This is a genomic window from Stenotrophomonas sp. STEN147 (assembly GCF_056757995.1).
This window is the reverse complement of the sequence record NZ_JBRRCG010000001.1, coordinates 138,945-163,747: the sequence shown is the minus strand read 5'-3', so window position 1 is coordinate 163,747 and position 24,803 is coordinate 138,945. Positions and strand designations below refer to the sequence as shown.

The 24,803-nt window shown below is 66.9% G+C and carries 20 protein-coding genes; 9 read left to right on the top strand and 11 right to left on the bottom strand.

The window, feature by feature from the left end; translation table 11 throughout:
* Window positions 1–30: 30 nt before the first annotated feature.
* From ACVOKU_RS00810 to aptA, 6 genes are all read right to left on the bottom strand, one after another.
* The gene (locus tag ACVOKU_RS00810; protein WP_481558793.1) at window positions 31–360 is read right to left on the bottom strand and encodes a DUF3325 domain-containing protein; all 330 of its coding nucleotides are present in this window, start codon (window positions 358–360) and stop codon (window positions 31–33) included.
* Complete coding sequence (locus ACVOKU_RS00805; RefSeq protein WP_481558792.1) at window positions 357–1,985, bottom strand: PepSY-associated TM helix domain-containing protein; 1,629 nt, start codon at window positions 1,983–1,985, stop codon at window positions 357–359. The genes ACVOKU_RS00810 and ACVOKU_RS00805 overlap by 4 nt, the downstream gene beginning before the upstream one ends.
* Window positions 1,982–2,296: a DUF3649 domain-containing protein gene (locus tag ACVOKU_RS00800; RefSeq protein ID WP_481558791.1), complete on the bottom strand. Its 315-nt coding sequence runs from the start codon at window positions 2,294–2,296 to the stop codon at window positions 1,982–1,984. The genes ACVOKU_RS00805 and ACVOKU_RS00800 overlap by 4 nt, the downstream gene beginning before the upstream one ends.
* A 276-nt stretch (window positions 2,297–2,572) precedes the next feature.
* Window positions 2,573–3,859: a DUF445 domain-containing protein gene (locus ACVOKU_RS00795; RefSeq protein ID WP_128987861.1), complete on the bottom strand. Its 1,287-nt coding sequence runs from the start codon at window positions 3,857–3,859 to the stop codon at window positions 2,573–2,575.
* Window positions 3,860–3,974: 115 nt separating this feature from the next.
* Entirely contained in the window at window positions 3,975–4,853 is an 879-nt protein-coding gene (locus ACVOKU_RS00790; protein WP_263177879.1) for a ParB N-terminal domain-containing protein, read from the bottom strand.
* Window positions 4,854–4,916: 63 nt separating this feature from the next.
* A complete protein-coding gene (aptA, locus tag ACVOKU_RS00785) occupies window positions 4,917–6,269 on the bottom strand; it encodes an omega-aminotransferase AptA (RefSeq protein ID WP_481558790.1) in 1,353 nt (450 codons plus the stop codon).
* Between the two features lie 147 nt (window positions 6,270–6,416).
* Between aptA and ACVOKU_RS00780 the strand changes: the two genes are divergently transcribed.
* Both ACVOKU_RS00780 and ACVOKU_RS00775 read left to right on the top strand, forming a co-directional pair.
* Window positions 6,417–7,913, top strand: coding sequence for an aldehyde dehydrogenase (locus tag ACVOKU_RS00780; protein ID WP_481558789.1), 1,497 nt, complete (start codon window positions 6,417–6,419; stop codon window positions 7,911–7,913).
* Window positions 7,914–8,062: 149 nt separating this feature from the next.
* Complete coding sequence (locus tag ACVOKU_RS00775; protein WP_481559015.1) at window positions 8,063–9,343, top strand: MFS transporter; 1,281 nt, start codon at window positions 8,063–8,065, stop codon at window positions 9,341–9,343.
* Here the strand turns inward: ACVOKU_RS00775 and ACVOKU_RS00770 are convergent, their stop codons facing one another.
* Window positions 9,344–9,805 (bottom strand): bacteriohemerythrin, encoded by a 462-nt coding sequence (locus ACVOKU_RS00770; protein ID WP_053516564.1) that lies wholly within the window; start codon window positions 9,803–9,805, stop codon window positions 9,344–9,346.
* Window positions 9,806–9,891: 86 nt separating this feature from the next.
* Window positions 9,892–11,235, bottom strand: a complete 1,344-nt coding sequence (locus tag ACVOKU_RS00765) for a diguanylate cyclase (RefSeq protein WP_065176205.1) — start codon at window positions 11,233–11,235, stop codon at window positions 9,892–9,894.
* A 324-nt stretch (window positions 11,236–11,559) separates the two neighbouring features.
* On the opposite strand from ACVOKU_RS00765, the gene ACVOKU_RS00760 reads away from it, so the two are divergent.
* Entirely contained in the window at window positions 11,560–12,018 is a 459-nt protein-coding gene (locus ACVOKU_RS00760; protein WP_262101156.1) for a hypothetical protein, read from the top strand.
* Window positions 12,019–12,101: 83 nt separating this feature from the next.
* Here the strand turns inward: ACVOKU_RS00760 and ACVOKU_RS00755 are convergent, their stop codons facing one another.
* Both ACVOKU_RS00755 and ACVOKU_RS00750 read right to left on the bottom strand, forming a co-directional pair.
* Window positions 12,102–13,724, bottom strand: a complete 1,623-nt coding sequence (locus ACVOKU_RS00755; RefSeq protein ID WP_481558788.1) for an MASE1 domain-containing protein — start codon at window positions 13,722–13,724, stop codon at window positions 12,102–12,104.
* Window positions 13,725–13,922: 198 nt separating this feature from the next.
* Entirely contained in the window at window positions 13,923–15,200 is a 1,278-nt protein-coding gene (locus ACVOKU_RS00750) for an NAD(P)/FAD-dependent oxidoreductase (protein WP_481558787.1), read from the bottom strand.
* A gap of 161 nt (window positions 15,201–15,361) precedes the next feature.
* Here ACVOKU_RS00750 and ACVOKU_RS00745 point away from each other — a divergent pair, with 161 nt between their 5' ends.
* The 3 genes from ACVOKU_RS00745 to ACVOKU_RS00735 all read left to right on the top strand — a co-directional run bounded on the left by ACVOKU_RS00745 (window position 15,362) and on the right by ACVOKU_RS00735 (window position 18,719).
* A complete protein-coding gene (locus tag ACVOKU_RS00745) occupies window positions 15,362–16,123 on the top strand; it encodes a gamma-glutamyl-gamma-aminobutyrate hydrolase family protein (RefSeq protein ID WP_481558786.1) in 762 nt (253 codons plus the stop codon).
* The gene (locus ACVOKU_RS00740) at window positions 16,120–17,517 is read left to right on the top strand and encodes a glutamine synthetase family protein (protein WP_053516570.1); all 1,398 of its coding nucleotides are present in this window, start codon (window positions 16,120–16,122) and stop codon (window positions 17,515–17,517) included. The genes ACVOKU_RS00745 and ACVOKU_RS00740 overlap by 4 nt, the downstream gene beginning before the upstream one ends.
* Before the next feature lie 92 nt (window positions 17,518–17,609).
* A complete protein-coding gene (locus ACVOKU_RS00735) occupies window positions 17,610–18,719 on the top strand; it encodes a polyamine ABC transporter substrate-binding protein (RefSeq protein ID WP_481558785.1) in 1,110 nt (369 codons plus the stop codon).
* 26 nt (window positions 18,720–18,745) lie between these two features.
* On the opposite strand, the gene ACVOKU_RS00730 is transcribed toward ACVOKU_RS00735, so the two are convergent.
* On the bottom strand, window positions 18,746–20,035 hold the full coding sequence (locus ACVOKU_RS00730) for a flavin-containing monooxygenase (protein ID WP_481558784.1): 1,290 nt from the start codon (window positions 20,033–20,035) through the stop codon (window positions 18,746–18,748).
* Window positions 20,036–20,361: 326 nt separating this feature from the next.
* On the opposite strand from ACVOKU_RS00730, the gene ACVOKU_RS00725 reads away from it, so the two are divergent.
* From ACVOKU_RS00725 to ACVOKU_RS00715, 3 genes are read left to right on the top strand one after another with little or no spacing between them, the layout of a single operon-like run.
* Window positions 20,362–21,531, top strand: coding sequence for an HlyD family secretion protein (locus tag ACVOKU_RS00725; RefSeq protein ID WP_481558783.1), 1,170 nt, complete (start codon window positions 20,362–20,364; stop codon window positions 21,529–21,531).
* Window positions 21,528–23,084, top strand: coding sequence for a DHA2 family efflux MFS transporter permease subunit (locus tag ACVOKU_RS00720; protein WP_481558782.1), 1,557 nt, complete (start codon window positions 21,528–21,530; stop codon window positions 23,082–23,084). Before ACVOKU_RS00725 ends, ACVOKU_RS00720 begins: the two co-directional genes overlap by 4 nt.
* On the top strand, window positions 23,084–24,625 hold the full coding sequence (locus ACVOKU_RS00715) for an efflux transporter outer membrane subunit (protein WP_481558781.1): 1,542 nt from the start codon (window positions 23,084–23,086) through the stop codon (window positions 24,623–24,625). Before ACVOKU_RS00720 ends, ACVOKU_RS00715 begins: the two co-directional genes overlap by 1 nt.
* Window positions 24,626–24,803 lie beyond the last annotated feature (178 nt).

The window sequence follows — 24,803 nt, the reverse complement described above, 5'->3', positions numbered from 1 at the left end:
GGTTCGCCGGGCATGGCCCGGCGCTACCGGCTATGCCAGCGCCACCACCAGGCCCAGCAACGGCAGGGTGATCGCCAGCGGCACGATCCACCGCGGCCGGTAGGGATACAGCCCGAACGACAGCGTCACGCCGCCCACCGTCATCACGCCGAGCCACTGCACCGGGCCCATGGCCCAGCCATGGTCGGCAACGCACAGGGCGAAGGTGACCGCCAGCAGCAACCAGCCCAGCACCCGCCACTGGGTGCGCCGTGCCGGAACGGCGGCAGCCTTGCCGTGCAGGTCGTGCTGGTGCCTTTCCATCGCCAGCGACAATGCGGTGAATGCGGAGAAGGAAAGCGCCAGCGCCAGCAGCATCATGCGCTGGCCTCCACTTCGGTGGCTTCGGTCGGTGCCCTGGGCGCAACGGTTGCCGCGGCACGTTTTTTCTTCTCGGCCGCAGACAACGGTGGCGTCCAGCGCTGCATGCGCCAGCCGCACAGCGCCAGCATCGCACCGGAGGCGATCATCGACAGGTCGAAGCCCGCCAGCACCCAGTCGCCGCTGCGCAGGGTGATGCCCAGATGGGCGTGGGTGGTCAGCGCGTTGACCACCGGAACCAGCGCGAATGCGGCCGCGCCCAGGTACAGCTGCCACGTCCACATCATCCGTTTCGGCCAGACGAACGCGGCCAGCAGGGCGCCGCCCCACGCATAGAAGAACACGTTGGCTTCGGCATTTGAGCGATCGGCCAGATCCAGCGGCAGCAGCCGATTGCCCCAGAAGTAGGCGGCAAAGGCGATCGGCAGGCCGGCCACGGTACCGATGTTCAACGCATCGACCAGGCGCAGGCCGAAGCCGGTGCGCCCGCTCTTGGCGTGCTTCGGTCGTTCCTTCACCGCCCACAGCACCACGCCACTGGCCACCATCAGGCAGCCGACCAGGCCGGACAGGAAGAACAGCGCACGCAGCCCCCAGTCGGCGAAGCGCGCCAGGTGCAGGCCGTACAGCACGCCACGGGTGGCGGTGGCACCACCGGAGGCCGGGGTCTGTTCCAGCAGCCTGCCGTCCACCATGTCGTAACGCAGCGAAGGCGTGTCGATGGAAAGACGCTTGCCGTCACGCTGGCGGATGTCGATCACCGCGTTGCGCGCGCCCGGATTGGATACCGTGAAGCCGGCCACTTCGGCGCCATGCCAGTGGGTGCGCGCATCGTCCAGCAGGCGGGCGATCGGCAGTGGCGCGGCGCGGCCTTCGGCCGGCGCGGTTACTTCAGGCAGGCCACCGAAGGCTTCGCTGAAGAATTTGTCCTCATCCTGCGGGTAGGCCACTTTCACGCCCCAGGGCAGGTACATGATCATCAGGGTGACGATGCCCGTGTAGGTGATCATCGCGTGGTAGGGCAGCGCCATCACCGCGCTGACATTGTGGAAATCCAGCCAGGAGCGCAGGCCCTTGTCTTTGCGGAAAGTGAAGAAGTCCTTGAAGATCTTCTTGTGGGTGATCACCCCGGTGATGATGGCCACCAGCATGAACATGGCGCAGAAGCCGACCAGGTAACGGGCCCACAGCACGGGGATGTAGTGCAGGTCGAAATGCAGGCGGTAGAAGAAATCTCCGCCGCGCGTCTGGCGGGCGTTCAGTTCGTCGCCGGTGTTCGGGTCGAGCGTGGCATCGCCGAAGGCACCGCGTCGGCCACGGCTTGGATCGGCCAGCTCGGGTGGCAGGCGCCAGAACAGCTGCATGGCCGGGTTGCGCGGCTGTGGCAGGGTCACGAACCAGGTCTGGGCCTGCCCCGCATGGGCCTGCAGGTAGTCCACGCTGCGTTGCGCGGCCACATCGATGCTGACGGTGCTGGCCGGCAGTTCCGGGCGCATCCAGCGGCTGATCTCTTCACGGTAGTAGCTTGCGGTACCGGCCATGAAGATCAGCAGCAGCAGCCAGCCGACCAGCAGGCCGGTCCAGGTGTGCAGCCAGGCCATCGACTGGCGGAATCCGTTCTTCATGCCCAGGCTCCCATCAGCCCCGCAATGCCGGCCATCAGCAGGGCAGGGGCGAGGATGCCGATCCACGCACGCAGGGCACTGCGGGTGGCGAATGCCCACAGCGCGGCACAGGCGGCAACCAGGATGGCCAGCAGCATGCCGGTCAGCACGGTCTGGCCCCGCGCGCCCGGCAGGACGACGGCACAGAACACGCCGGTCATGGAGGCCAGCGCATAGCCACCGAAGATCGCGGCCAGTGAGCGCGACAGCACGCCCCAGCGCGGGTTGCGGAAGAAAACACGGGAGCTGGCGGTTGCGGGCGAGCGGTCCACGGTGGTCCTGTCGGTCGGGGAGGGGATCGAACGCGCCTGCGGCCCCCTTGCGCCCCGCGCACGTCGCCCAGCGTGTCCCATCAATGCAGCGCTGCCCGCGCAGACGGGCAGCCGGAGGTCAGGGCCGTACATGGGCACCGGACAGGTCTTCCTTGCCCGTGCGGCCAATCGCACAACCGATCAGTAAATGATAGGCATTCGCATTCTGTTAATCAAGACTGCGTGACGAAAGAGGGGTCGTTCCGCGCCCACGCAGCAGGTCAGCGGACCTGCCGCTCAGAAGCGGAACACCACCGTTGCCGCATGCAGCAGCAGGCCGATCAGGCCGCCGACCAGGGTGCCGTTGAAGCGGATGAACTGCAGGTCGCGCCCAACGCTCAATTCCAGCTGCTCGACCAGATGGCGCTCGTCCCAGCCTCTGACCGTCTGTGCGATGTGCGTGGTGACCCCCTCGCGCAGTCGCCCGGTCAGGCGCTGTGCGCCTTCCAGCAGATGCTGGTTCAGTGCATCGCGCAGTGCCGGGTCGGACTGCAGGGTGCTTCCCAGCGAGGCGAGGCTGCGCTGCAGGTGGCCGACCAGCGCCGAATCCTCGCGCTGCAGGTCGGCGCGCAGACTGGCGTGGATGCGTGCCCAGAGCCCCTGCACGTACTCCTGCAGGGCAGGATGGTCGATCATCTCCTGCTTGAGCTGTTCGATGCGCTCGGCCAGCGCCGGGTCTTCGCGCAGGCGCTGGACGTAGTTGCCCAGCCACGCCTCGTAATCCTGCCGCAGCGGATGCTGCGGTTCGGCCAGTACCTGCTGCAGCTCCTCCAGCACGGCGCGTGCCAGTCGCTCGGCCAGGCTGTCACCGATCTCGTCGATGGGTTTCACCCAGTTCACCGTGCTTGAGAGCGTCGGCCATTCGCGCTGGATGTAGCGCACGATCAGCTGCGACGCGCGCTCCTTCACTTCCGGCTGCTCCAGCCAGCGTCCCAGTCTCTGCAGGCCCTCGTCCAGCACGCGCTGGTGGCGCCCGTCGGCGGTCAGCAGGGCAAGCAGCTCGCCGGCGGTGGATGCCGCGTTCCACTGTCGCAACTGCTGCACCACGAACGCGTGCAGCTGCCGACGCACGGCGCGTTCATCGAAGAAGTCCAGTGCCTGCAACGCCCAGCCGCGTGCCATGTCGGCCAGCATGCGTGCGCGTGCCGGTTCGGCCAGCCAGCTGCCGAGACGGCCAGCCGGATCGAACACCTTCAGCTTGGCCAGCAGCACCTGTGGCTCCAGGAACTGATCGCGCACGAACAGCGCCAGGCTGTCGCCGATGCGCTCCTTGCTGCGCGGAATGATGGCTGTATGGGGAATCGGCAGGCCCATCGGCCTGCGGAACAGGGCGACCACCGCGAACCAGTCTGCCAGCGCGCCCACCGCTGCCGCCTCGCAGAAGGCGGATACCCAGGCCCAGGCGCCGCGCTCGCCCTGCCAGTGGCTGACCGCGAAACCGGCCAACATCAGCACCAGCAGACCCAGGGCAATGGCTTTCAGGCGTCGCAGCTGGGCGCGGCGCGGATCGATTGCGGACGTCATGGCGGCAGTCTAACCGCCACCGGATGATGCCGGCGCATCGGTAGTGCCGGGCCACGCCCGGCGGCTTTTCAGGGCCCGCTGCGCTCGCCGGGCATGGCCCAGCGCTACCCATTTGTTACAGCGCTTCCAGCTGCCTGCGCAATGCCGCCAGCTGCGTGCGCAGGGCATCGTTCTCGCGGGTGAGCGCGACGACGCGTCGGCGCAGCGCCGGCGCATCCTCACCCAGCTGCTCCAGCGCGGACAGCACTTCCGCATCGCGCAGGGCGATCTCGTCCTCGCTGGGCTCATCGAACGCCATTTCCGCCGGTTCTGGCTTCGCCGCGCGCGGCTTGCGCTTGGACTCGCGTACGCGCTTGGCGGCCTGCTTCAGTTCGTCCTTGCCGCCTGCGGCTGCCGCGCGCTGCTCTTCCTCGGGCAGGTCGGCCACGGCCGCGGCCGCGCTGATCGAGATCACGCCGGCCTTGACCGCTTCCACGACTTCGGCGGCGGCCTGTGCGTGAATGCGTTCGATCATCCCGACCTGGCTGGTGCTCAGCTTCGCTTCGCGGGCCAGTTCCGCACGGCTGAGTTTCGGCGCGGGTTCCCACGGTGGGCTGTCTTCACCGGCATCGTCGGCCGATGCTGCGGTGCCATCACTTTCGCGTTGCAGCTGGGCCTGCTCGATCTGCTTGCGTGCCGACAGGATGTCGCGCTTGCGCAGGGCCAGCACGCCGCGCTGGAAATCGGACACGCTGCGGCGGCCCAGGTGCTGTTCGATCATCCACAGGTGCACGTCCTCCATGCTCTGGAAGCGGCTGTTCTGCACCGTGTTGAACGGCAGGCCATGCTTCTGGCAGATGCCGTAGCGGTTGTGGCCATCCACCAGGACATCGCCCCACAGTACCAGTGCATCGCGGCAGCCCTCGGCGAGGATGCTGCGCTCCAGCGCCTCATGTTCGTCGGGCGTGAGCGGGTCGATGTAGGCCTTGAGTTCTTCTTTGACGACGATGTCCATGGGCACGGCAACGGGCAGGAACGGAACCGACCATTGTACCTGCTTGCTGTCGCCGGCCCGGGCTTACGCGGTGGCCCGGATCATCTCGCCCAGAGTGCTGGTGATCTGGTCGATCTGGGGCTTGTCCACGATCAGTGGCGGCGACAGCGCGATGATGTCGCCCGTACAGCGCACCAGCAGTCTGCCGTCGTGGAAACAGCGTCGGTAGACCTCGTGACCACGGCTGCCCGGTGCGTCCTTGCGCGGGGCCAGCTCGACCGCACCGACCAGTCCGAAGTTGCGGATGTCGATCACGTTGGGAAGCCCCTGAAGGGCGTGCAGCCGCTCCTGCCAGTACTCGCCCAGTTCGATGGCGCGCTCGAACAGGCGCTCCTCTGCGTAGACGTCGAGTGTGGCCAGGGCTGCCGCGCAGGCCAGCGGGTGCCCGGAATAGGTATAGCCATGGAACAGCTCGATGGCCTGTGCCGGGCCCTGCATCAGGCCGGCGTGCACCGCATCGCTGGCCAGCACGCCACCCAGCGGAACCGCGCCGTTGCTGACTCCCTTTGCAAAGGTCAGCAGGTCCGGCGTGACCCCGAAACGCTGTGCGGCGAACGGCATGCCGACCCGGCCGAAACCGGTGATGACCTCGTCGAACACCAGCAGGATGCCGTGCTGGTCGCAGATCTCCCGCAGCCGTTGCAGATAGCCGGGCGCAGGCAGGATCACTCCCGCAGAACCGGCGATGGGCTCGACGAACACGGCCGCGATGGTGGACGCGTCGTGCAGGCCGATCAGGCGCTCCAGATCGTCGGCCAGTTCCGCGCCCTGGCGCGGCAGGCCCTTGCTGAACGCGTTGCGCTGCAGATCCAGGGTATGCCGCAGATAGTCCACGCCCGCCAGCTGCAGGCCGAACTGGCGGCGGTTGTTGGGCAGGCCGCCGAGCGCCATGCCGCCGAAGCCCACGCCGTGATAAGCCTTCTCGCGGCTGATGAAACGGGTACGCTGGCCTTCGCCGCGCTGGCGGTGATAGGCCAGCACGATCTTCATCGCGGTATCCACCGCCTCGGAGCCCGAGTTGGTGAAGAACACGTGGTTGAGCCCGGCCGGAGCCAGCGCGGCCAGACGCTGCGCCAGCGCGAATGCCGGTGGCGAACCCATCTGGAAGGCGGGGGAGTAATCCAGGGTGCGTGCCTGTTCGACAATCGCCTCGACGATGCGCGGGCGGGCGTGGCCGGCATTGCAGCACCACAGGCCGGCGGTGCCATCGAGAACCGGGCGCCCGTCCACGTCTTCGTAATGCATGCCTTCGGCCCGTACCAGCATGCGTGGCGCGCCCTTGAACTGGCGGTTGGCGGTGAAGGGCATCCAGTACGCCTCCAGGGAGTCGGGCCGCTGGATGGCCAGCTCGTGCACGTCGCTCGCGGGGTTCTTCATGCCGGTTCCGTCGGGTCCGATGCAGGGACTGTAGCGCAGCCGTCATCGCCCGGACCATGCCCGCCGTGCACACGAGGCATGGCCTGTCACGGCGAGGTCGCGGCGGCACCGGTATAACCGGAACGACACGCACTGCAGGATCCTGTCATGGCCGATTTCCCCGACCGCAGCCACTGGCAGGCACTGGCCGGCCAGCTCTCCATTCCCGGCCAGGCCTTCATCGCGGGCCGCTACGTGGATGCCGCCAGCGGTGCCCGCTTCGACTGCGTCAGCCCGATCGATGGCCGTGTGCTTGGCGCCGTCGCCGACTGCGACGCGCAGGACGTGGAGCGTGCCGTGCAGGCGGCACGGCGCGCCTTCGAGGCCGGCCACTGGTCGCAGGTGAGCCCTGCGCAACGCAAGCGCGTGCTGCTGGCATTGGCGGCGCTGGTGGAAGCGCATGCCGACGAACTGGCCCTGCTGGAAACGCTGGACATGGGCAAGCCGGTGCGCGATGCACGGCGCATCGACCTGCCTGGCGTGGTGCGTTGCCTGGCCTGGACCGCAGAGGCGGTGGACAAGCTGTACGGAGAGATCGCACCGACCGGACCGCAGGAGCTGGGCCTGGTCACGCGTGAGCCTGCGGGTGTGGTCGGCGCCATCGTGCCGTGGAACTTCCCGTTGCTGATGGCCTGCTGGAAGATCGCGCCGGCGCTGGCCATGGGCAATTCGGTGATCCTCAAGCCCTCCGAACGCTCGCCGCTGACGGCCTTGCGGCTGGCAGCGCTGGCCAGCGAGGCCGGTCTGCCCGATGGCGTGCTCAACGTTCTGCCGGGCGATGGTGCCCGCGTGGGCGAGCCGCTGGCGCTGCACAGGGACGTCGACGTGCTGGCCTTCACCGGCTCTACCGCCACCGGCGCCAAGCTGCTCGAGCATGCCGGGCGCTCCAATCTGAAGCGGGTGTGGTTGGAGTGCGGCGGCAAGAGCCCGCATATCGTGTTTGCCGATGCGCCCGACCTGGAGCGGGCGGCCAAGGGGGTGGCGCAGGGCATCTTCTTCAACCAGGGAGAAGTCTGCACCGCCGGCTCGCGGCTGCTGGTGCAGCGTTCGATCCGCGAGGAGTTCGTGCATCGGGTGATCGCCCATGGCCAGCGCATGCAGCCGCGTCACCCGTTGGAGGCCGACGCACCGATGGGTGCCCTCGTCGATGCCGCGCACGTGGACAAGGTACTGGCGGACATCGCCATGGCCGAAGCTGACGGAGCGCGCCTGCTGCTGGGGGGACGCCGCGCCGAGGTGGAAGCAGGCGGCTGCTACGTGCAGCCGACCGTATTCGACCAGGTCCGGCCGGAACAGGCGCTGGCGCGCGAGGAGGTGTTCGGTCCGGTGCTGGCGGTGCTGGGTTTCGACGACGAGGCCGAAGCGGTGCGCCTGGCCAACGACAGCCGCTACGGCCTGGCGGCGGGCGTGTGGACACGGGATCTGGGCCGGGCGCACCGGGTCGCGCGGCAGCTGCGCACGGGCAGCGTCTGGGTCAACGGCTGGGACGGCGGTGACATGACCGCCCCCTTCGGGGGCTACAAGCAGTCCGGCAATGGGCGCGACAAATCACTGCATGCCTTCGACAAGTACAGCGAGATCAAGGCCACCTGGATCCAGCTGTAGCAGCGGGCCGCGCCCCGAGGGGAGCGGTGGCACCACCGCCCTGAACACATCGCATCGCGTGTGGCTGCATCCGTGTCGGCTGAAACCATCGTCACGCCTGCCGGGTCATGCGTGGCAGAATCGGATGATCCGGATTGCCTGCCTTGCCGATGTCGACGATCACCGCTGCCGCGTCACCCGTGAATTCCCCTCGCCGTGTACTGCTGGCCAGCCTGATCGGCACGACCATCGAGTTCTTCGACTTCTACATCTACGCCACCGCCGCGGTGCTGGTGTTCCCGCATCTGTTCTTCCCGGAAAGCAGTGACCAGGCCGCGCTGCTGCAATCCCTGGCCACGTTCGCCGTGGCGTTCATCGCGCGGCCGGTGGGTTCGGCGGTATTCGGCCACTTCGGTGACCGCATCGGCCGCAAGGCCACCCTGGTCGCGGCATTGCTCACCATGGGACTGTCGACTGTCGCAATCGGCCTGCTGCCGACCCATGCGCAGATCGGGCTGTGGGCTCCGGCGCTGCTGGCGCTGTGCCGGTTCGGCCAGGGGCTGGGGCTGGGCGGCGAGTGGGGCGGGGCGGTGCTGCTGGCAACCGAGAACGCACCACCGGGCAAGCGCGCGTGGTACGGCATGTTCCCGCAGCTGGGCGCGCCGCTCGGTTTCCTGCTGTCGGCAGGCATCTTCCTGGTGCTGGGCCGAAGCATGGGGCAGGACGACTTCCTGCAGTGGGGCTGGCGTATTCCGTTCGTGGCCAGCGCATTGCTGGTCGGGCTGGGCCTGTGGGTGCGCCTGAACATCCATGAGACGCCGGACTTCCAGAAGGCACTGGAACGCAGAGCGCCGGTGCGGCTGCCGATGTGGACGGTGCTGCGCGACCATCCCGTGCCGATGCTGCTGGGCACGCTGGGCGCATTCGCCACCTTCGTGCTGTTCTATCTGATGACGGTATTCAGCCTGGGCCATGGCACGGCGGTACTCGGTTACAGCCGCGAGCAGTTCCTGCTGATGCAGATGGCCGCCATGCTGTTCTTCGCGCTGGGCATCCCGCTGTCGGCGCGCTATGGCGACCGTTGGGGCACCCGCCGGACGATGATCGTGGCCAGCGTGCTGATCCTGGGCTTCGGCCTGCTGTTTGCGCCGTTGTTCCAGCCCGGCAGCCCGTGGCTGGTGCTGGGCTTCCTGAGCCTGGGCCTGTTCCTGATGGGCTTGACCTATGGCCCCTGCGGCACATTCCTGGCCGAGATCTATCCGGTGGAGGTGCGCTATACCGGCGCATCGCTGTCGTTCAATCTGGCCGGCATCCTCGGCGCGGCGCCTGCGCCGTACCTGGCGACCTGGCTGGCCGAGCGCTTCGGCCTGGTCGCGGTCGGCTACTACCTGTGCCTGACCGCGATTGCGACGTTGGCCGCACTGGTGGCACTGCAGCGTCGCGTGCGCTGATCAGCCGAAGATCCGCTTGAGCGTGCGGCCCAGCCAACCCCCGCCCTGGTGTTCACGGGTGAACTGGTTCAGATGTGACTTGACCTGTTCGGCGTAGGCCTGGTCGTCGCCGCGGATGTGGTTGAACAGCCAGCGCGAGAGCATCGTGCGCAGCTCGTCGCTGATGTCCTCGCCGGCCTGGAACCGCAGCCGGTACTCGGCCACGCGCTTGATGAAGACCTCATGCACGCGCTTGTGGGCAGCGCAGAACGGATAGCCGGCTTCCTCCATCAGCTCTTCTTCGAACGCGAAGTGCGACATGGTGTAATCAACCACCTCGTCGATCACTTCGCCGACAGCGGCACGCTGCATGCTGGCCTGGGCCACATGCAGGTGATTGAGCATCTCGATGATGCGGCGGTGTTGTTGGTCGATCACATCGATGCCGATGTTCAGATCGTCCTGCCAGACCAGTAGTGCCATCCCCGGCTCCCCTTCATGCGTGATGTCGGGGCCGACTGTAGGGCTGCTGCCGGCAGGCAGCGTTGATCTGGATCAAAGCGGATCGATCAGGGCAGGGCGGGCTCGCGCGGACGCAGCGGGCTGCCCATGGTGGTGCAGCTGACCCGGTTGCGGCCACCGGCCTTGGCCAGGTACAGCTGACGGTCGGCCTCGGAAATCAGGCGATGCAGCGCATCGCGCTGCGGGCGGAGGCAGCACAGGCCGATGCTGACGGTCATGCGCAGTGTGGCGGTGCCGATATCCACTTCCAGCGCCGCGATGCGCTGGCGGAGTTCCTCGAAGTAGAGCATTGCCTCGTCCTGCTCCATGTCCGGCACCAGCAGGCAGAACTCCTCGCCGCCGAAGCGCGCGATCAAGTCCTGGCTGCGCGCATGCACGGCCACCGCCCCGGCCACGGCACGCAGGGCGTCATCGCCGGCCTCATGGCCGTGCGTATCGTTGATGTGCTTGAAGTGATCGATGTCGATCATCGCCACCGCCACGCTCTGGCCATGGGTCTGCAGCTGGGGCAGCTGGCGCTGGCTCTGTTCCAGGAAGCAGCGGCGGTTGGGCAGGCCGGTCAGGAAGTCCCGGGTGGCCAGATCCTGCAGGGTGCCGATCAGCTCCAGCTGGTCCACGTTCTGCGACACGCGGCAGAAGAATTCCTCGCGCGAGAAGGGCTTGCGCAGGAAGTCGTTGGCGCCGTTCTTCAGGAAGCGCGGAATCAGTGATGCGTCGGTATTGCCGGAAATGCCGATCACCGCCACCTTGTCGCGCGAGCGCAGGGTGCGCAGGCGGCGGGTGAATTCCACGCCCTGCATGCCGGGCATCTCCTGGTCGACCACCGCCAGCCGGATCGCAGGATGGGCCTCGATCGCCGCCAGGCCTTCATTGCCATCGGCAGCCTCGTACACTTCGTGGCCGTACATGCGCAGCAGCGCGGCCGCATAGCCGCGTGCCGAGGGCGAATCGTCCACCACCAGCGCGGCGATGCGACGGTTGCGTTCCAGGCGCTGCACCAGCCACACCAGATAGTCGATGCTGCCGGGCGTGTTCTTCAGGACGTAGTCGATGATCTGCTGCTGCAGCACGCGCTTGCGCAGATCCTCGTCATACACGCCACTGACCACCACGGTGGGCAGATCGCGTTTCAGGAAGAATTCGACCACCGCGTCCCTGTCGCCATCGGCCAGAACCAGGCCGGTCAGGACCAGGAACCAGCCGCCGCCCTCATTGAGCAGGCGGTCGGCCTCGGCGAGGGTGGAGGCGACCACGACGGGGAGCTCCAGGCGCTGTTCGATCGCCTCGCGCAGCATGCCGGTGAAGGCACGGGAGTTTTCGACCAGCAGGATCCGCTGCGGAAGCGGATCGGCGAGGTCGCCATCGACGGCGGCCTGCGGCAGGACGGGCATGATGCGGAGGCTCACGTCAGGGAAGTCTTGGCACGGGTAGCGGCGGTTTCGGCCGTAACTTTAGGGGTGGACGGTCCTGAATCGCTGCATGCCCCTTGTTCCGGCCGCTGACAGCGGCGCGCTGTGGCACGCGTACTGCGAGTACCCACCGATTGATGCGGCCTTCGTGCCAGCGGTTCGGGCGGACACCATTATCCAGAGCGTGACGGATGCATCATCGGAGCCAGGGGACATATAGTGCATGCTGCATGCCCGAACCATGAGCTTTGTCACGGGAGATCTGTTCACAACCGACGTCTCCGACATATCTCGACGGATTTCGGCGTGCTCAATACTTCATTAATCGAGGAGGCAATAGTGAGAATCGCAGTTATCGCGGTAACGGTGGGCATGGTCGTGGCGGCGTACCTGCCAATGCCAGCCTTGGCACAGTCGGATGATCATGGCACCCATATGAGCCAGGCAGGATTGGGGCAGGCGTATCCGGCGACGGTCAACCTGAGTCAGGATCCCAACTGGCTGGTCTATGGCTTCCAGCGTGACGGCATCAGCTATTTCCAGGTGAACGACCTTGCCGGTCGCGTGCAACTCATCGTTGGCAATGCAGATGGCACTTTCTGGATTCTCCCGGCCGGAGAAACGCAGGTCCCGGTTTCGCTCCCCGGTCAGCCGTCCCCGGTTCCGGCCAAGGCAGTGCGGTCAGTGGTCTATCGCGGCAGCAATTTCGTGCTGGTGCGCTACAACGCCGGATCGAGTGCGCTCTGGGCCATCGAGGGCCGTTAAGCATCGATCAGCGGGGGGCCGGCGTCGCCTGCTGATCGTTGTCCTTGCTGTGACCTTTCATCACCCGGCTGCTTAACCAATGGTCAGGCCTGCGCTTGTCGTCCGTCCCAGACAGCAGGCGAGTGGCCCGATTCCATCGAGACGTCATCAGCGGATTCGCGCCTGGTGGTTGCTGCCGATTCCATCAGTATCATGATCAGGCGGTTGTTCCTGCAATGGAATGATCCGCCAAAAGCCAGCGTCCGCCCTGCCAATCTGTCATTGGCCAGCGCTGAGGTTGCGGCGGATAGCGCGCTGTGCCGGTCGAGCAGCGACACTATCATGACAATCCCTCGCTGCTCGTGCTTCCGGAAACAGCGTGCACGCACGACGAGCTGACCGGGCTCACATTTCAGAAGCAGCGATACAGCATCTATGAGCGTCCGATACGCTGCCAGCTGCAGATCCAGGCTGAGCTGGCACGGGTCGCCTGCAAGCTGGAGGTCGGCTACACGATGGGTGTCGGCCCAAGCCGAGCGAACACCGCCTGCTTGCAGTGCTACGTACAGCCCCAATTGTTCCAGAGCTGCGGGATAGACCATGCTGGCCTGTTCACGGAACAGGCGGGAATGCACGTTCGCGGTGTGGGTCAGGCTGCTGGCGATCGCTGAATGGCCCTGCGTGTTCAGCCAGTTGATGACCTCGGAAAGCGAAAGATCGATGCCGTCGCCAAGCTTTCGCAGACGGATTGCACGTTCACGAAGATCCGACTCGCTCGCCATATGCGAGCTGCGTGCCAGACTGATGGCGTTCTTTTCGCCTACTTCGCGAAGCCGATAGCTTCGATGGTAGTGGCTGATGCGGGAGCCGAGCAGAAGCAGGGCGACGCCGGTGATTGCCATCACTTGTTGCGTTGTGAAGGTCGACGCGTCAAAAGCAGCTGCATAAGGCTTCGGGGTTGTCAGCCCGATGATCAGGTTCAATGCCGGTACGCCGATGGCGGCACCGCGCCAGCCGTGCAGGCAGGTAAGCGCAATGGCCGGCAGGCCCATCAGCAGCTGCAGTGATGTCCTGAGCGCGCCTGCATCCGGCGGGATCAGTGCGGCAGTGACACCGAGCAAGATCATGACCGACAGCGCAACCGCTGTCGGCCCGAAAGTGCCGGTCTTCCAGCTCATTCCGGCCTTGCGCCTGGCCCATAGAAGTGCAAGGGGCGCTACGGTAAGAATGGCAATGAAGTCACCAACGCTGAAACGCACCGCACGAGTGAGGAACGCGATTGCCGAATCAGCAGGCGGCGTGGGCCAGAGCAACTGCGAGAAACCGACATTGAGCAGTGTGACCACGATGGAGGACAACAGGGCGATCATCAACAAGCGGGCATTTGCCGAGCTTGTCATCAGCCTCCGGCAGACATGGGTGATCAACATCACCGCAGGCATGAGCAGCGCTGATGCGAGGATGGCCCAAGCCATACCGTACTTATCCACCATCGGATATCGCATCTGCGCGAAGTAGGAATATTCCCCGAGCAGCAGATAAGGCCAGAGCCGTGGTGGACAGAGCAGAACCGCAGCTACGCGTACTCCCGCGGGAAGATAGAACTGGTCGAGCGAAAGCTGCCGCGTCGCCCAGCAGGTGAGCCCATACAGAAGGGCAAGCGCAAGCCCCGCTGGGCGGATACGCATTTTCAGTTGCAGACCTTCATTCCACCAGTTCAATCGCACTTCCCCTCAGTACGTTCCCTGTCAGCATCCATTCGTCGCGGGACCCGGTCAAAACGACGGTATCGGCATGCGCTCGATTATGCAATTGATATCGAAGTCCCCACCTTGCGTGAAGGAGATATCACGATTTCGGTGCTCAATATGTGATCTATCGCAGATCCAATGGATGACACGTCACTAACTGGCGCAATTGGCCCGCTACCACAGCGCATCCCGCAGCCTATACCACGACATCGCAGCCACCAGCAGCGGCATGCGCAGCAGGCGCCCGCCCGGGAATGGCGCGTGCTTCAGGCGCTGGAACACGTCCAAGCGCTCGCTCTGGCCGGCGATTGCCGCGGCGATCACGTCACCCGCCAGTCCGGCTGCCGCCACGCCGTGGCCGGAGAATCCCTGCGCGAAGTACAGATTGCCGTCCAGCCGTCCCCAATGGGGGGCACGGTTGCGGGTGATGTCGACATAGCCGCCCCAGACCTGATCGAGAGCGACGTCGGTCAGCTGCGGGAAAACCGCGTGCATGCGTCGCTGCATCACTCCGCGCAGCCCGGGCGGCGGTAGCGCCGAGTAGCTGGCGCGGCCCCCGAACAGCAGACGGTGGTCGTGGCTCAGGCGGAAATAGTCCAGCGCCCACGCGGTGTCTGCTACTGCCATGTCATTACGGATCAGCGCGCGGGCCCGTTCGGGGCCGAGGCACGCACTGGCACCGATATAGGTGCCTACCGGCATGATGCGGTGCTCCAGCGCTGGCAGCAGGCCCTGCAGCCAGGCATTGCCGGCGATCACCAGATGCGCGGCGCTGACGCTGCCGTGCGCGGTGTGCAGGGCCGGGCGAGGCCCGCGCTGCACGCGGGTAACCGCAGAGTTCTCATGGATGACCACCCCGGCCGCGCGCGCTGCATCGGCCAGGCCGCGCGCATACGCCAGGGGGTGCAGGTGCGCGCTGAGTGGATCGAACATGGCCGCGCGATAGCGCGGGCTGTCCAGCTGCCCACGCAGTGTCTGCCGGTCCCACCACTGCATCGGGTAATCGTAATGCTGTTGCAGGTGCTCGCAGTGGGCACGCAGCTCGCGCTCGTGGCGGGCACGGATGGCGACGCTGGCGTGGCCCTCACGCCAATGGCAGTCGATACCGTAGCGGTCGATGCGGGTGCGCATGGCCTGCACGGCGTCACGTGACCAGTCGAACAGATGGCGGGCATCGTCCCGGCCCAGCTGCCGTTCCAGTTCGTCCACCTCGCAGCCATAGCCCACCAGCGCCTGGCCACCGTTGCGACCGGACGCGCCCCAGCCGATCCGCTGGGCGTCCAGCAGGACCACGCGCTGGCCGCGTGAGGCCAGTTCCAGCGCCGCCGTCAGGCCCGTGTAGCCTGCACCGAGCACCGCGACATCGGCCTGCACATCGCCCTGCAACGGAGGCAGGGCGGCCGGCTCCGGCAGGCTGGCGGCATACCAGCTGGCTGGAAAGGCGGACGTCACTGCGGGCCTCGCGGGCGCAGGGTGGGAAGACGGGGCGGAGGAGGTTGATCGGCGTTCACGCCCCCAGTTTCGCCGATACTTGGCACCTCGCGCGTGATGGCGACGACTTGCCGCACTCGCGGACCTGCGGGTAACGTGTCTGCACGCCAAGGAGTTTCCCCATGCGTCGCCTGCCCTGGGTGGGCCTGCCCACCGACAGTACGGTGCTTGGCCATCATCGCTTCACGGTGGCCGGCGAGAAGTATGTCCGCGCCCTGGCCGAGGCGGCGGAGGTCACGCCGCTGGTGCTGCCCAGCCTGCAGCCGCCGCTGCCGGCGCGCGATTGGCTGCAGCGTCTCGACGGTCTGCTGCTGACCGGTGCGGTCAGCAACATCGAGCCGCAGCACTACGACGGTGGCCGCAGCTGGTCCGGCAATGCGCATGATCCTGCGCGCGATGCCAATGCCTTCGCACTGCTGGACGAGGCGCTGGCGATGGACCTGCCGGTGCTGGCGATCTGCCGTGGCTTCCAGGAATTGAACGTCGCCCTGGGAGGCAGCCTGCATCCAGAGGTCCATCGGGTACCCGGGCTGGCCGATCATCGCGAAGATCCGCAGGCGCCCGTGGACGTGCAGTATGGGCCGTCCCACGCGGTCACACTGGTGGCGGATGGGTGGCTGGCGGGCTGGCACGGCGAGGGGAGGGTGCAGGTCAATTCGGTGCACGGCCAGGGCATTGCCCGCCTGGCCAGCGGCCTGCAGGTCGAGGCCCGCGCCGATGACGGGCTGGTCGAGGCGGCACGCAGCCCGCGCCACCGCTTCGTGCTCGGCGTACAGTGGCACCCGGAGTGGCGCGTCATGCAGGCGCCGTTCTATCACGCTATTTTCCGTGCGTTCGGCCAAGCTTGCCGGCAGCATCAACAGAACCAACTGGATTCCCGATGAGTTCCCGAACGCGCCCGCGCAAGACGGCAACGCCCCCCGCACCGCAGGAGAGCAGCCTGCTGCGCTGGCTGAAGGAGCGGCGTATCACCGAAGTCGAATGCCTGGTGCCCGACATCACCGGCAACGCGCGCGGCAAGATCATTCCCGCCGACAAGTTCTCGCACGACTACGGTACCCGCCTGCCCGAGGGCATCTTCGCCACGACCGTCACCGGCGAGTTTCCGGATGACTACTACGAACTGACCTCGCCGTCGGACTCGGACATGATGCTGCGCCCGGATCCGGACACCGTGCGCATGGTGCCGTGGGCCGCCGATGCCACCGCGCAGATCATCCATGACTGCTACACCAAGAATGGCGAGCCGCATGAGCTGGCGCCGCGCAATGTGCTGCGGCGCGTGCTGGCGGCCTACGCCGAGCTGGGCCTGCGCCCGGTGGTGGCGCCGGAACTGGAGTTCTTCCTGGTGCAGAAGAACACCGACCCGGATTTCCCGCTGTTGCCGCCTGCCGGCCGCTCCGGTCGCCCGGAAACAGCGCGGCAGTCGTATTCGATCGATGCGGTCAACGAGTTCGACCCCATCCTCGACCTGATGTACGACTACGCCGATGCCATGAAGCTGGACGTGGACACACTGATCCACGAATCCGGCGCGGCACAGCTGGAAGTCAACTTCACCCACGCCGATGCGATGGATCTGGCCGACCAGGTTTTCCTGTTCAAGCGCACCATGCGCGAGGCGGCGATGCGCCACGGCGTGTACGCCACTTTCCTGGCCAAGCCGATGGAGAACGAACCGGGCAGCGCCATGCACATCCACCAGAGCCTGGTGCGGGTGAGCGATGGCAGCAACGTGTTCGCCGGTGAGACCGATGCCGAAGGCGAGTTCAGCCCGGTGTTCGGCCATTATCTTGGGGGGCTGCAGAAGTACGCGCCGCAGGCGATGGCGTTCTTCGCGCCGAACGTCAATTCCTATCGCCGGCTGGTGTTCGGCGAGGTGTCGCCGAGCAACGTGCACTGGGGCTTCGACAACCGCACCTGCGGCCTGCGCGTGCCGCTGGATACACCGGAGAACATGCGGGTGGAGAGCCGATTCGCGGGCTCCGACGCCAATCCCTACCTGGCGATGGCCGCCACCCTGGCCTGTGGCCTGCTCGGCATCCGCGAGCGGCTGGCGCCGGATGCGCCGGTCACCGGCAGCGCCAAGGAGCTGGGCTACGACCTGCCGCGCTCGCTGGGCGAAGCGCTGGACGGGCTTGAGCGCTGCGGCGAACTGCAGGCGCTGCTGGGCGAGCGCTTCTGCCGGGCCTACATCTCGGTCAAGCGCAAGGAGTACGAGACCTTCTTCCGTGTCATCAGCTCGTGGGAGCGCGAGTTCCTGCTGCTGAACGTGTGAAAGCGTGGAATAGAAAAATCCGCCGCCGGGGGGTAGGCTGGCATCCGTCGCCGGCCCGAGCCGGCCCCCCTCCCCGCATTCTGGAGCACCCGATGAAGCTGCGTATCCTCACGCTCGGCCTGGCCTCCGCCATGCTCGCCGCCTGTGGCGGTGGCAACGGTGGCAGTCAGGACAGCCAGGTCCTGAACGTCTACAACTACAGCGATTACATTGCCGAGGACACCATCCCGACCTTCGAGAAGGAAACCGGGATCAAGGTGACCTACGACGTGTTCGACAGCGATGAGATGGTCGAGACCAAGCTGCTGGCCGGCAACAGCGGCTACGACGTGGTGGTGCCGACGCTGAACTTCTTCGGCCGGCAGATCCAGGCGGGCGTGTTCCTGCCGCTGGACAAGAGCAAGATCCCGAACCTGGCCAATCTGGACCCGGCGGTGATGAAGCGCATCGCCACCCAGGATCCGGACAACCGCTACGGCGTGCCGTACATGGTGGGCACCACCGGCATCGGCTACAACGTGGACATGCTGAAGGAGCGTTTCGGCGGCAGCGCCGACATCGCCAACAGCTGGGACCTGGTGTTCAAGCCGGAGAACATCAGCAAGATGAAGGACTGCGGCGTGACCATCCTGGACACGCCGGCCGACATGATCCCGATCGCACTGCACTATCTGGGCCTGGACCCGCACAGCGGCGATCCGGCCGAGCTGCAGAAGGCGGCCGACCTGTTGAAGTCGATCCGCCCGTACGTGCAGAACTTCCACTCCTCGCAGTACGTCGGCTCGCTGGCCAACGGCGGCACCTGCCTGGTGGTCGGCTGGTCGGGTGACATCATCCAGGCCCGCGACCGCGCCGAGGAGGCCAGCAACGGCGTGCATGTCGCCTATTCGATTCCGAAGGAAGGCGCACCGCAGTGGTTCGACATGCTGGCGATCCCGAAGGACGCCAAGCATCCGGAAGCCGCTTACAGGTTCATCAATTACCTGCTGGAGCCGAAGGTCGCTGCGGCCAATACCAACTTCATCCACTACGCCAACCCGGTGCCGACCGCGACTCCGCTGGTGGACGAGGCGATCCGTACCGACCCGACCATCTACCCGCCGGCCGATGTGGCCGCGAAGATGTTCACCTATTCGATCAACACCCCGGAGACGGACAAGCTGTACACCCGTCTGTGGACCGAGGTGAAGACCGGCAGGTAGTACCGGCCGCTGGCCGGCAAACCGGCTCAGGCAGCGCTGCGGCACCGCTCAAGGTGCCGCAGGATGTCCGGCAACAGGTCGCGTGCATCGCGGCCTCCGTTGCACAGGAACGACGAACTCATCCGCTGCAGGTTGTGCATGCCGATGAAGAACAGTCCTGGCTTGGGTGATACCCCGAACTCGCCCCGCGGATAGCCATGCGCATCGATCGCGCCGTCCACGGCCAGCCATGGCCATTCGGCGACGAAGCCGGTGGCCAGCACCACCGACCGGATGCCTGCGCTCTGCAGGTCCAGGGAGGAGGGCGACGACGGCAGCTCCCAGTCCAGATAGACCTCCTCGGGAATGTAGCGGGCGTCGTCCGTGCGCGGTTCCGGTCGCGTGGCGTAATACGCACTGGCCAGCCCATCGAGGTAGGCGAACTCGGCCCGCGTGGCGTCGATTGCACGTCGCAGCTGCGGCCGTACGTCGGCGAAGCTGCACGCATGACCGCTCAGCTGCTGCAGGCGCCCGAGCAGCGTGATGCCGTCGCGGTGCATGCTCATCAGGCTGATCGAACTGCCACGGCCACCCTGGCCCTTGCCGGATATCAACGGAAATTCCGCTGTCCTGGCCTTCCGCAGCGCATCGGGTTCGCCCGCGAGCACGCCAGCCGATTCGCTCACATGCTGATGGATGCGCCCGGCCATGTCCCACCAGAGCATCGAGTCCTTGCCACGCAGGCGGCGCGTATGTGATGGACGGTCGGCCAGTGACCAGTAGACCGTTCGCCCGCTGGCATGCAGGTCCTGGGCGATCTGCGCGCCCGACTGCCCCCCACCGATCACCAGCACCGCGCCGTCGGCCAGCTGGCCGGCATTGCGGTACTGGCCCGAGTGCAGCACGGTGAGCGTTGCGCTGGGTGCGAAGGGAACCCGCGGCATGCGGGCCCGGCGATACTCCCCGGTGGCCACCACCACCGACCGCGCGTGGATGCGGCCCTGGTCGGTGGTGACCGCATAGCCGCCCGCAGCGGGAGCGACCCGCTGGACCGTGCAGCCTTCCTTCACCGGCAACGCGCGCGCCTGTGCGTAGCCGGCAAGCATGTCGATGACCTCCGGAGCGGTCATGAAGCCCTCCGGATCGTCGCCGGCATAAGCGTGATCATGCAGCGCCATGGTCATGTTGGCGGTGTTGACCTGGAAGGCGTCCCAGCGCCGTTGCCAGCTGGCACCCACGTGTTCCGATTCCAGCACCAGATGCTCGACGCCGGCCTCCTGCAGGACCGCGCTTGTTGACAGTCCGGCCTGACCGGCCCCGATGACGACGACGTCCAAGGGGCACAAGGGTGATGCAGCAGTGTGGGCAGCAGGTGCGGGCATGGAGAGGGCAGATCCTTTGGCGGATGGCCACGATTCCGCCGCGCTGGTGGGCATCGGTCAATGATTGCGACTCCGAAAAGCGTTGCAGATGCCTGTACGGCTGCTGTGGTGCGGGTCTGGCGATCATGGCTGCATGACGTGCAGCGTCCTGGGCCAGGACTATCGCGACATGCGCCGCGCGAAGATCCGCGCAGGGGAGGGCGCGGGAGGCACTTTCACTCCGCGTCCGCACGTCCTCCCCTACCGTCCCGTATGGCACCGACCACCGCCACGACGAGACAATGACCGACCAGCCCTCGCGCACCGATGCCTCCGCCGACGAAGCCCCCTCCACCCACGAGGACAAGCCCTCGCCGCTGAAGAACCCCAAGGTCCGCTGGACGCTGGCCATCATCGGCGTCGTCGTGGTCATCGCCCTGGTTGCCTGGCTGATCTACCACCTGCTGGTCGGCCGCTACCTGCAGGACACCAACAACGCCTATCTGCAGGCCGACGCTGTCGCGGTCGCTCCGCGCATCAACGGTTACGTCACCGAAGTGCTGGTGCAGGACAACCAGTGGGTCAAGGCCGGCGAACCGCTGCTGCGCATCGACCCGCGCACCTACCGTGCCACGCTGGACCAGGCCGAGGCCGTGATCGCCGTGCGCGAAGCCGACATCGCCGCTGCTGCCGCTGGGGTGCAGGGCCAGCAGTCCAGCCTGCTGCAGGCACGGACCCAGCTCACCGCGGCCGCCGCCTCGCTGCGTTTCGGCCGGTCAGAGCTGGCGCGCTTCACCCCGCTGGCGGCCAGTGGGGCCGACACCCATGAACACGTCGAAAGCCTGCGCCACGATGTCGAGCGCGCCCAGGCCCAGTACGATGCGGCCAAGGCACAGATCCAGGGCGCGCAGAGCCAGATCGAAGCCAGCCAGGCCCAGCTCGAGCAGGCGCAGGCTGGACTGAAGCAGGCGCAGGCCGACGCTGCGCAGGCCAGAGTGGCGTTTGAGGACACCGAGCTGCGCGCGCGCATCGATGGTCGTGTCGGCAACAAGACCGTGCAGGTCGGCCAGTTTGTTGCTGCCGGTACCCGCACCATGACCATCGTGCCGGTTGCTTCGCTGTACCTCGTTGCCAACTTCAAGGAAACCCAGGTGGGGCTGATGCGCGCCGGCCAGGCGGCCGAAATCAAGGTCGATGCGTTGCCAGGCACCCCATTGCGCGGCACGGTGGAGAGCATTTCGCCGGGTACCGGCTCGCAGTTCGCGCTGCTGCCGCCACAGAACGCCACCGGCAACTTCACCAAGGTCGTGCAGCGCGTGCCGGTGCGCATCCGGGTGGACGCAGGTGCCGAAGCACGCAAGGTGCTGGTGCCGGGCATGTCGGTGGAAGTGACCGTTGATACCCGCAATGCAAAGAATGCGCGCGAGCGCACCCAGGACGAGGCCGAGGCCTTGGCCGCGCCGGCGCGATGAACGCCGTCCGTGCCCATGCAGCACCTGTCGCCGGAGGCAAGGCGGATGCCGCGGCCTGGCTGGCCGTGGCGGCCGGCACCATCGGTTCGTTCATGGCTACGCTGGACATCTCCATCGTCAACGCCGCGTTGCCCACCATCCAGGGCGAAGTGGGCGCCAGCGGCACCGAAGGCACCTGGATCTCCACCGCCTTCCTTGTCTCGGAAATCGTGATGATTCCGCTGACCGGCTGGTTCGTGCGCACGCTGGGCCTGCGCACTTTCCTGCTGATCTGCGCCACGCTGTTCACTGCGTTCTCGGTGATGTGCGGCCTGGCCGATTCCTTGCCGATGATGATCGCCGGACGGGTAGGGCAGGGTTTTGCCGGTGGTGCGCTGATCCCGACCGCGCTGACCATCGTCGGCACGCGGCTGCCGCCGAAGCAGCAGCCGCTGGGTACGGCGCTGTTCGGCATGACCGTCATCCTCGGCCCGGTGATCGGCCCCTTGCTGGGCGGCTGGTTGACCGAGAACGTCAGCTGGCACTACGCGTTCTTCATCAACGTGCCGATCTGCGCCGGCCTGGTTGCCCTGCTGCTGCTCGGCCTTCCGCATGAAACGTCTGATTGGGGTGGGCTGCTGCGCGCGGACTGGCTGGGCATCGTCGGCATGACCGCCGGCCTGTCCGCGCTTACCGTGGTACTGGAAGACGGCCAGCGCGAGCGCTGGTTCGAATCGACGATGATCGTGGTTCTCAGCATGGTCTCGGTGCTGGGCTTCGCGCTGCTCGCGCTTTCGCAGTTCACCAGCAAGGCGCCGGTCATCCGCCTCAACATCCTGTTCCAGCGCAGTTTCGGCGCGGTGTTCGTGATGGTGATGGCGGTGGGCATGATCCTGTTCGGGGTCATGTACATGATCCCGCAGTTCCTGGCGATCATCGCCGGCTACAACACCGAGCAGGCCGGCTATGTGCTGCTGCTGGCCGGCCTGCCGACCATCCTGCTGATGCCGTTGATGCCGAAGATGCTGGAAACGGTCGACGTACGCATCATGGTGTTCGGCGGCATGCTGTGCTTCGCCGCTGCCTGCTTCGTCAATCTGGGGCTGACTCCGGACAGCATCGGCCCGCACTTCGTCATAGGCCAGCTGCTGCAGGGCTGTGGGCTGGCGCTGGCGATGATGGCGCTGAACCAGGCGGCCATCACCTCGGTGCCACGCGAGTACACCAGCGATGCATCCGGCCTGTTCAACGCCGCGCGCAATCTCGGCGGCTCGATCGGGCTGGCCATCATTTCCACTTTCCAGGAACGCCGCACCACCCTGCACATCGATGCGATCGGCAGCAGCGTTACCGCAAACTCGACCATCGCCCAGGACGCGCTGCATACCTACGGCCAGCAGCTGGGCGATGCCACCCAGGCGATCGCCGTGCTGGCGCAGACGGTGCAGATGCAGGCGATGGTGATGGCCTACAACGACCTGTTCTGGATCTTCGGCCTGATCGTGGTGGCGACCCTGCCGCTGGTCTTCCTGCTCAAGCCCCTGCCCAAGGGCGTTCCATTGGCGATGCACTGATGACTTCGACGACCTTGCCCGTTTCCCCCCGCCTGCGCCGGCTGTGCCCGGCCATCCTGCCGCTGCTGCTGGCGGGCTGCATGGTGGGGCCGGATTACGTGAAACCGGACGTGGCCACGGTCGCTACCGCGCAGGCACAGCTCCCACGCGCGGCGCAGGCCGGCGTGCAGCCCGCCAGCCCGCCCAGCCAGTGGTGGCGCGCGCTCAACGATCCGCTGCTGGACCAGCTGGTGGACGAGGCGCTGCGCAACAGCCCCAACCTGCGCGCCGCCCAGGCCAAGCTGCTGGCCTCGCGCGCGCTGCAGCGCCAGCGCCGCGCCGAGCAGCTGCCCAGCGTGGGCGCGGCGGCGGGCTACGCCAACATCAAGGCACCGGATTCGTTGGAAGCCAGCGTGCGCGGTCTGGGCGAGAACATCGCCGGCGTGGCCGAGGCCAACGGCCGTCCGCAGGAGGCGGCGCAGCTGCGCCAGCAGTTCGCCGATATCGATCTGGACACCGAGCTGTACGTGGCCGCCTTCGACGCCAGTTGGGAACTGGACCTGTTCGGCCGCCGACGCCGCGCGGCCGAGCAGGCCGCCGCCGAAGCCGAGGCCAACGCCGCAGCACTGGCCGATGCGCAGGTGCAGCTTGCCGCGGAACTGACCCAGGTCTACCTCGGCTACCGCAGCAGCCGCGAGCGTATCGCCCTGGCCGAGCTCAACCTGCGCGCCGCGGATGAAAGCCTGCAGCTGACCCGTCAGCGTCGCCAACGCGGTGCGGATTCGGACCTGCAGGTGGAGCGCGCGCAGGCCCAGCTGCAACAGCAGCAGGCTGCGCTGCCGCCGCTACAGGCACAGGCCGACGAAGCCCGCGATGTGCTGGCCCTGATGGTCGGCCGCGAGCCGGGGGCGCTGGATGCGCGGTTGGCGGTAGACCAGCCGTTGCCGGTGCTGCCGGACAGCGTGCCGGTGGACGATGCGGGCGCGTTGATCCAGCGCCGGCCGGATGTGCGCAAGGCCGAGCGCGAGCTGGCGGCATCCTCGGCGCAGATCGGCCAGGCGATCTCGGCGTATTTTCCGCAGGTGACCCTGCTGGGCAGCATCGGCGCGGGCGCCACCTCGGTTTCCGACCTGGGGCGGGATTCAGCCGCCACCATCATCGCCCCGTTCCTGCGCTGGTCGCTGTTCGACTTCGGCGTGAACAAGGCCCGCGTGGCCCAGGCTCGGGCCGGCAATGAGGCCCGGTTGGCGGCCTACGAGGGCACGGTGCTGGCTGCACTGCAGGATGCCAACACCGCGTTGGCGCGCTTCGGTGCGGCCCGGCAGCAACTGCAGGCCAGTGTCCGCGCCGAGGCTTCGGCGGACCGTTCGCTGGCGTTGATGAGCCAGCGTCGACAGGCGGGTGCCACCTCGCAGATCGATCTGCTGGACGTACAGCGCCAGCGGCTGCAGGCGCAGGATGCCGCCGCCCAGGCGCGGCTGCAGTTGCTGGTGCGGTACGTGGCGCTGCAGAAGAGCCTGGGGCTGGGCTGGCAGGAGGCGCCGCCGGTGGCAGTTCGCTGATCTTCTCCGCCGGGCATGGCCCGGCGCTACCGGAGCCAGGCAATGCCTGGGTATGGCCGGGCGCTACCGGAGCCAGGCAATGCGGGTAGCGCCGGGCCATGCCCGGCGGGCAACGGCCGCCCGCCATACCCCGTCATACCGTCATCGCCCCCTGGCCGGTAGAATGGCGCCCGCTGTC

What these genes read in the sequence shown, in the direction of transcription:
- ACVOKU_RS00805 (WP_481558792.1), bottom strand. Translation starts at nt 1,985, where the DNA reads ATGAAGAACGGATTCCGCCAGTCGATGGCCTGGCTGCACACCTGGACC.
- ACVOKU_RS00740 (WP_053516570.1), top strand. Translation starts at nt 16,120, where the DNA reads ATGAGTTCCCGAACGCGCCCGCGCAAGACGGCAACGCCCCCCGCACCG.
- ACVOKU_RS00810 (WP_481558793.1), bottom strand. Translation starts at nt 360, where the DNA reads ATGATGCTGCTGGCGCTGGCGCTTTCCTTCTCCGCATTCACCGCATTG.
- ACVOKU_RS00715 (WP_481558781.1), top strand. Translation starts at nt 23,084, where the DNA reads ATGACTTCGACGACCTTGCCCGTTTCCCCCCGCCTGCGCCGGCTGTGC.
- ACVOKU_RS00735 (WP_481558785.1), top strand. Translation starts at nt 17,610, where the DNA reads ATGAAGCTGCGTATCCTCACGCTCGGCCTGGCCTCCGCCATGCTCGCC.
- ACVOKU_RS00770 (WP_053516564.1), bottom strand. Translation starts at nt 9,805, where the DNA reads ATGGCACTACTGGTCTGGCAGGACGATCTGAACATCGGCATCGATGTG.
- ACVOKU_RS00720 (WP_481558782.1), top strand. Translation starts at nt 21,528, where the DNA reads ATGAACGCCGTCCGTGCCCATGCAGCACCTGTCGCCGGAGGCAAGGCG.
- ACVOKU_RS00775 (WP_481559015.1), top strand. Translation starts at nt 8,063, where the DNA reads ATGTCGACGATCACCGCTGCCGCGTCACCCGTGAATTCCCCTCGCCGT.
- ACVOKU_RS00745 (WP_481558786.1), top strand. Translation starts at nt 15,362, where the DNA reads ATGCGTCGCCTGCCCTGGGTGGGCCTGCCCACCGACAGTACGGTGCTT.
- aptA (WP_481558790.1), bottom strand. Translation starts at nt 6,269, where the DNA reads ATGAAGAACCCCGCGAGCGACGTGCACGAGCTGGCCATCCAGCGGCCC.
- ACVOKU_RS00765 (WP_065176205.1), bottom strand. Translation starts at nt 11,235, where the DNA reads ATGCCCGTCCTGCCGCAGGCCGCCGTCGATGGCGACCTCGCCGATCCG.
- ACVOKU_RS00790 (WP_263177879.1), bottom strand. Translation starts at nt 4,853, where the DNA reads ATGGACATCGTCGTCAAAGAAGAACTCAAGGCCTACATCGACCCGCTC.
- ACVOKU_RS00795 (WP_128987861.1), bottom strand. Translation starts at nt 3,859, where the DNA reads ATGACGTCCGCAATCGATCCGCGCCGCGCCCAGCTGCGACGCCTGAAA.
- ACVOKU_RS00780 (WP_481558789.1), top strand. Translation starts at nt 6,417, where the DNA reads ATGGCCGATTTCCCCGACCGCAGCCACTGGCAGGCACTGGCCGGCCAG.
- ACVOKU_RS00725 (WP_481558783.1), top strand. Translation starts at nt 20,362, where the DNA reads ATGACCGACCAGCCCTCGCGCACCGATGCCTCCGCCGACGAAGCCCCC.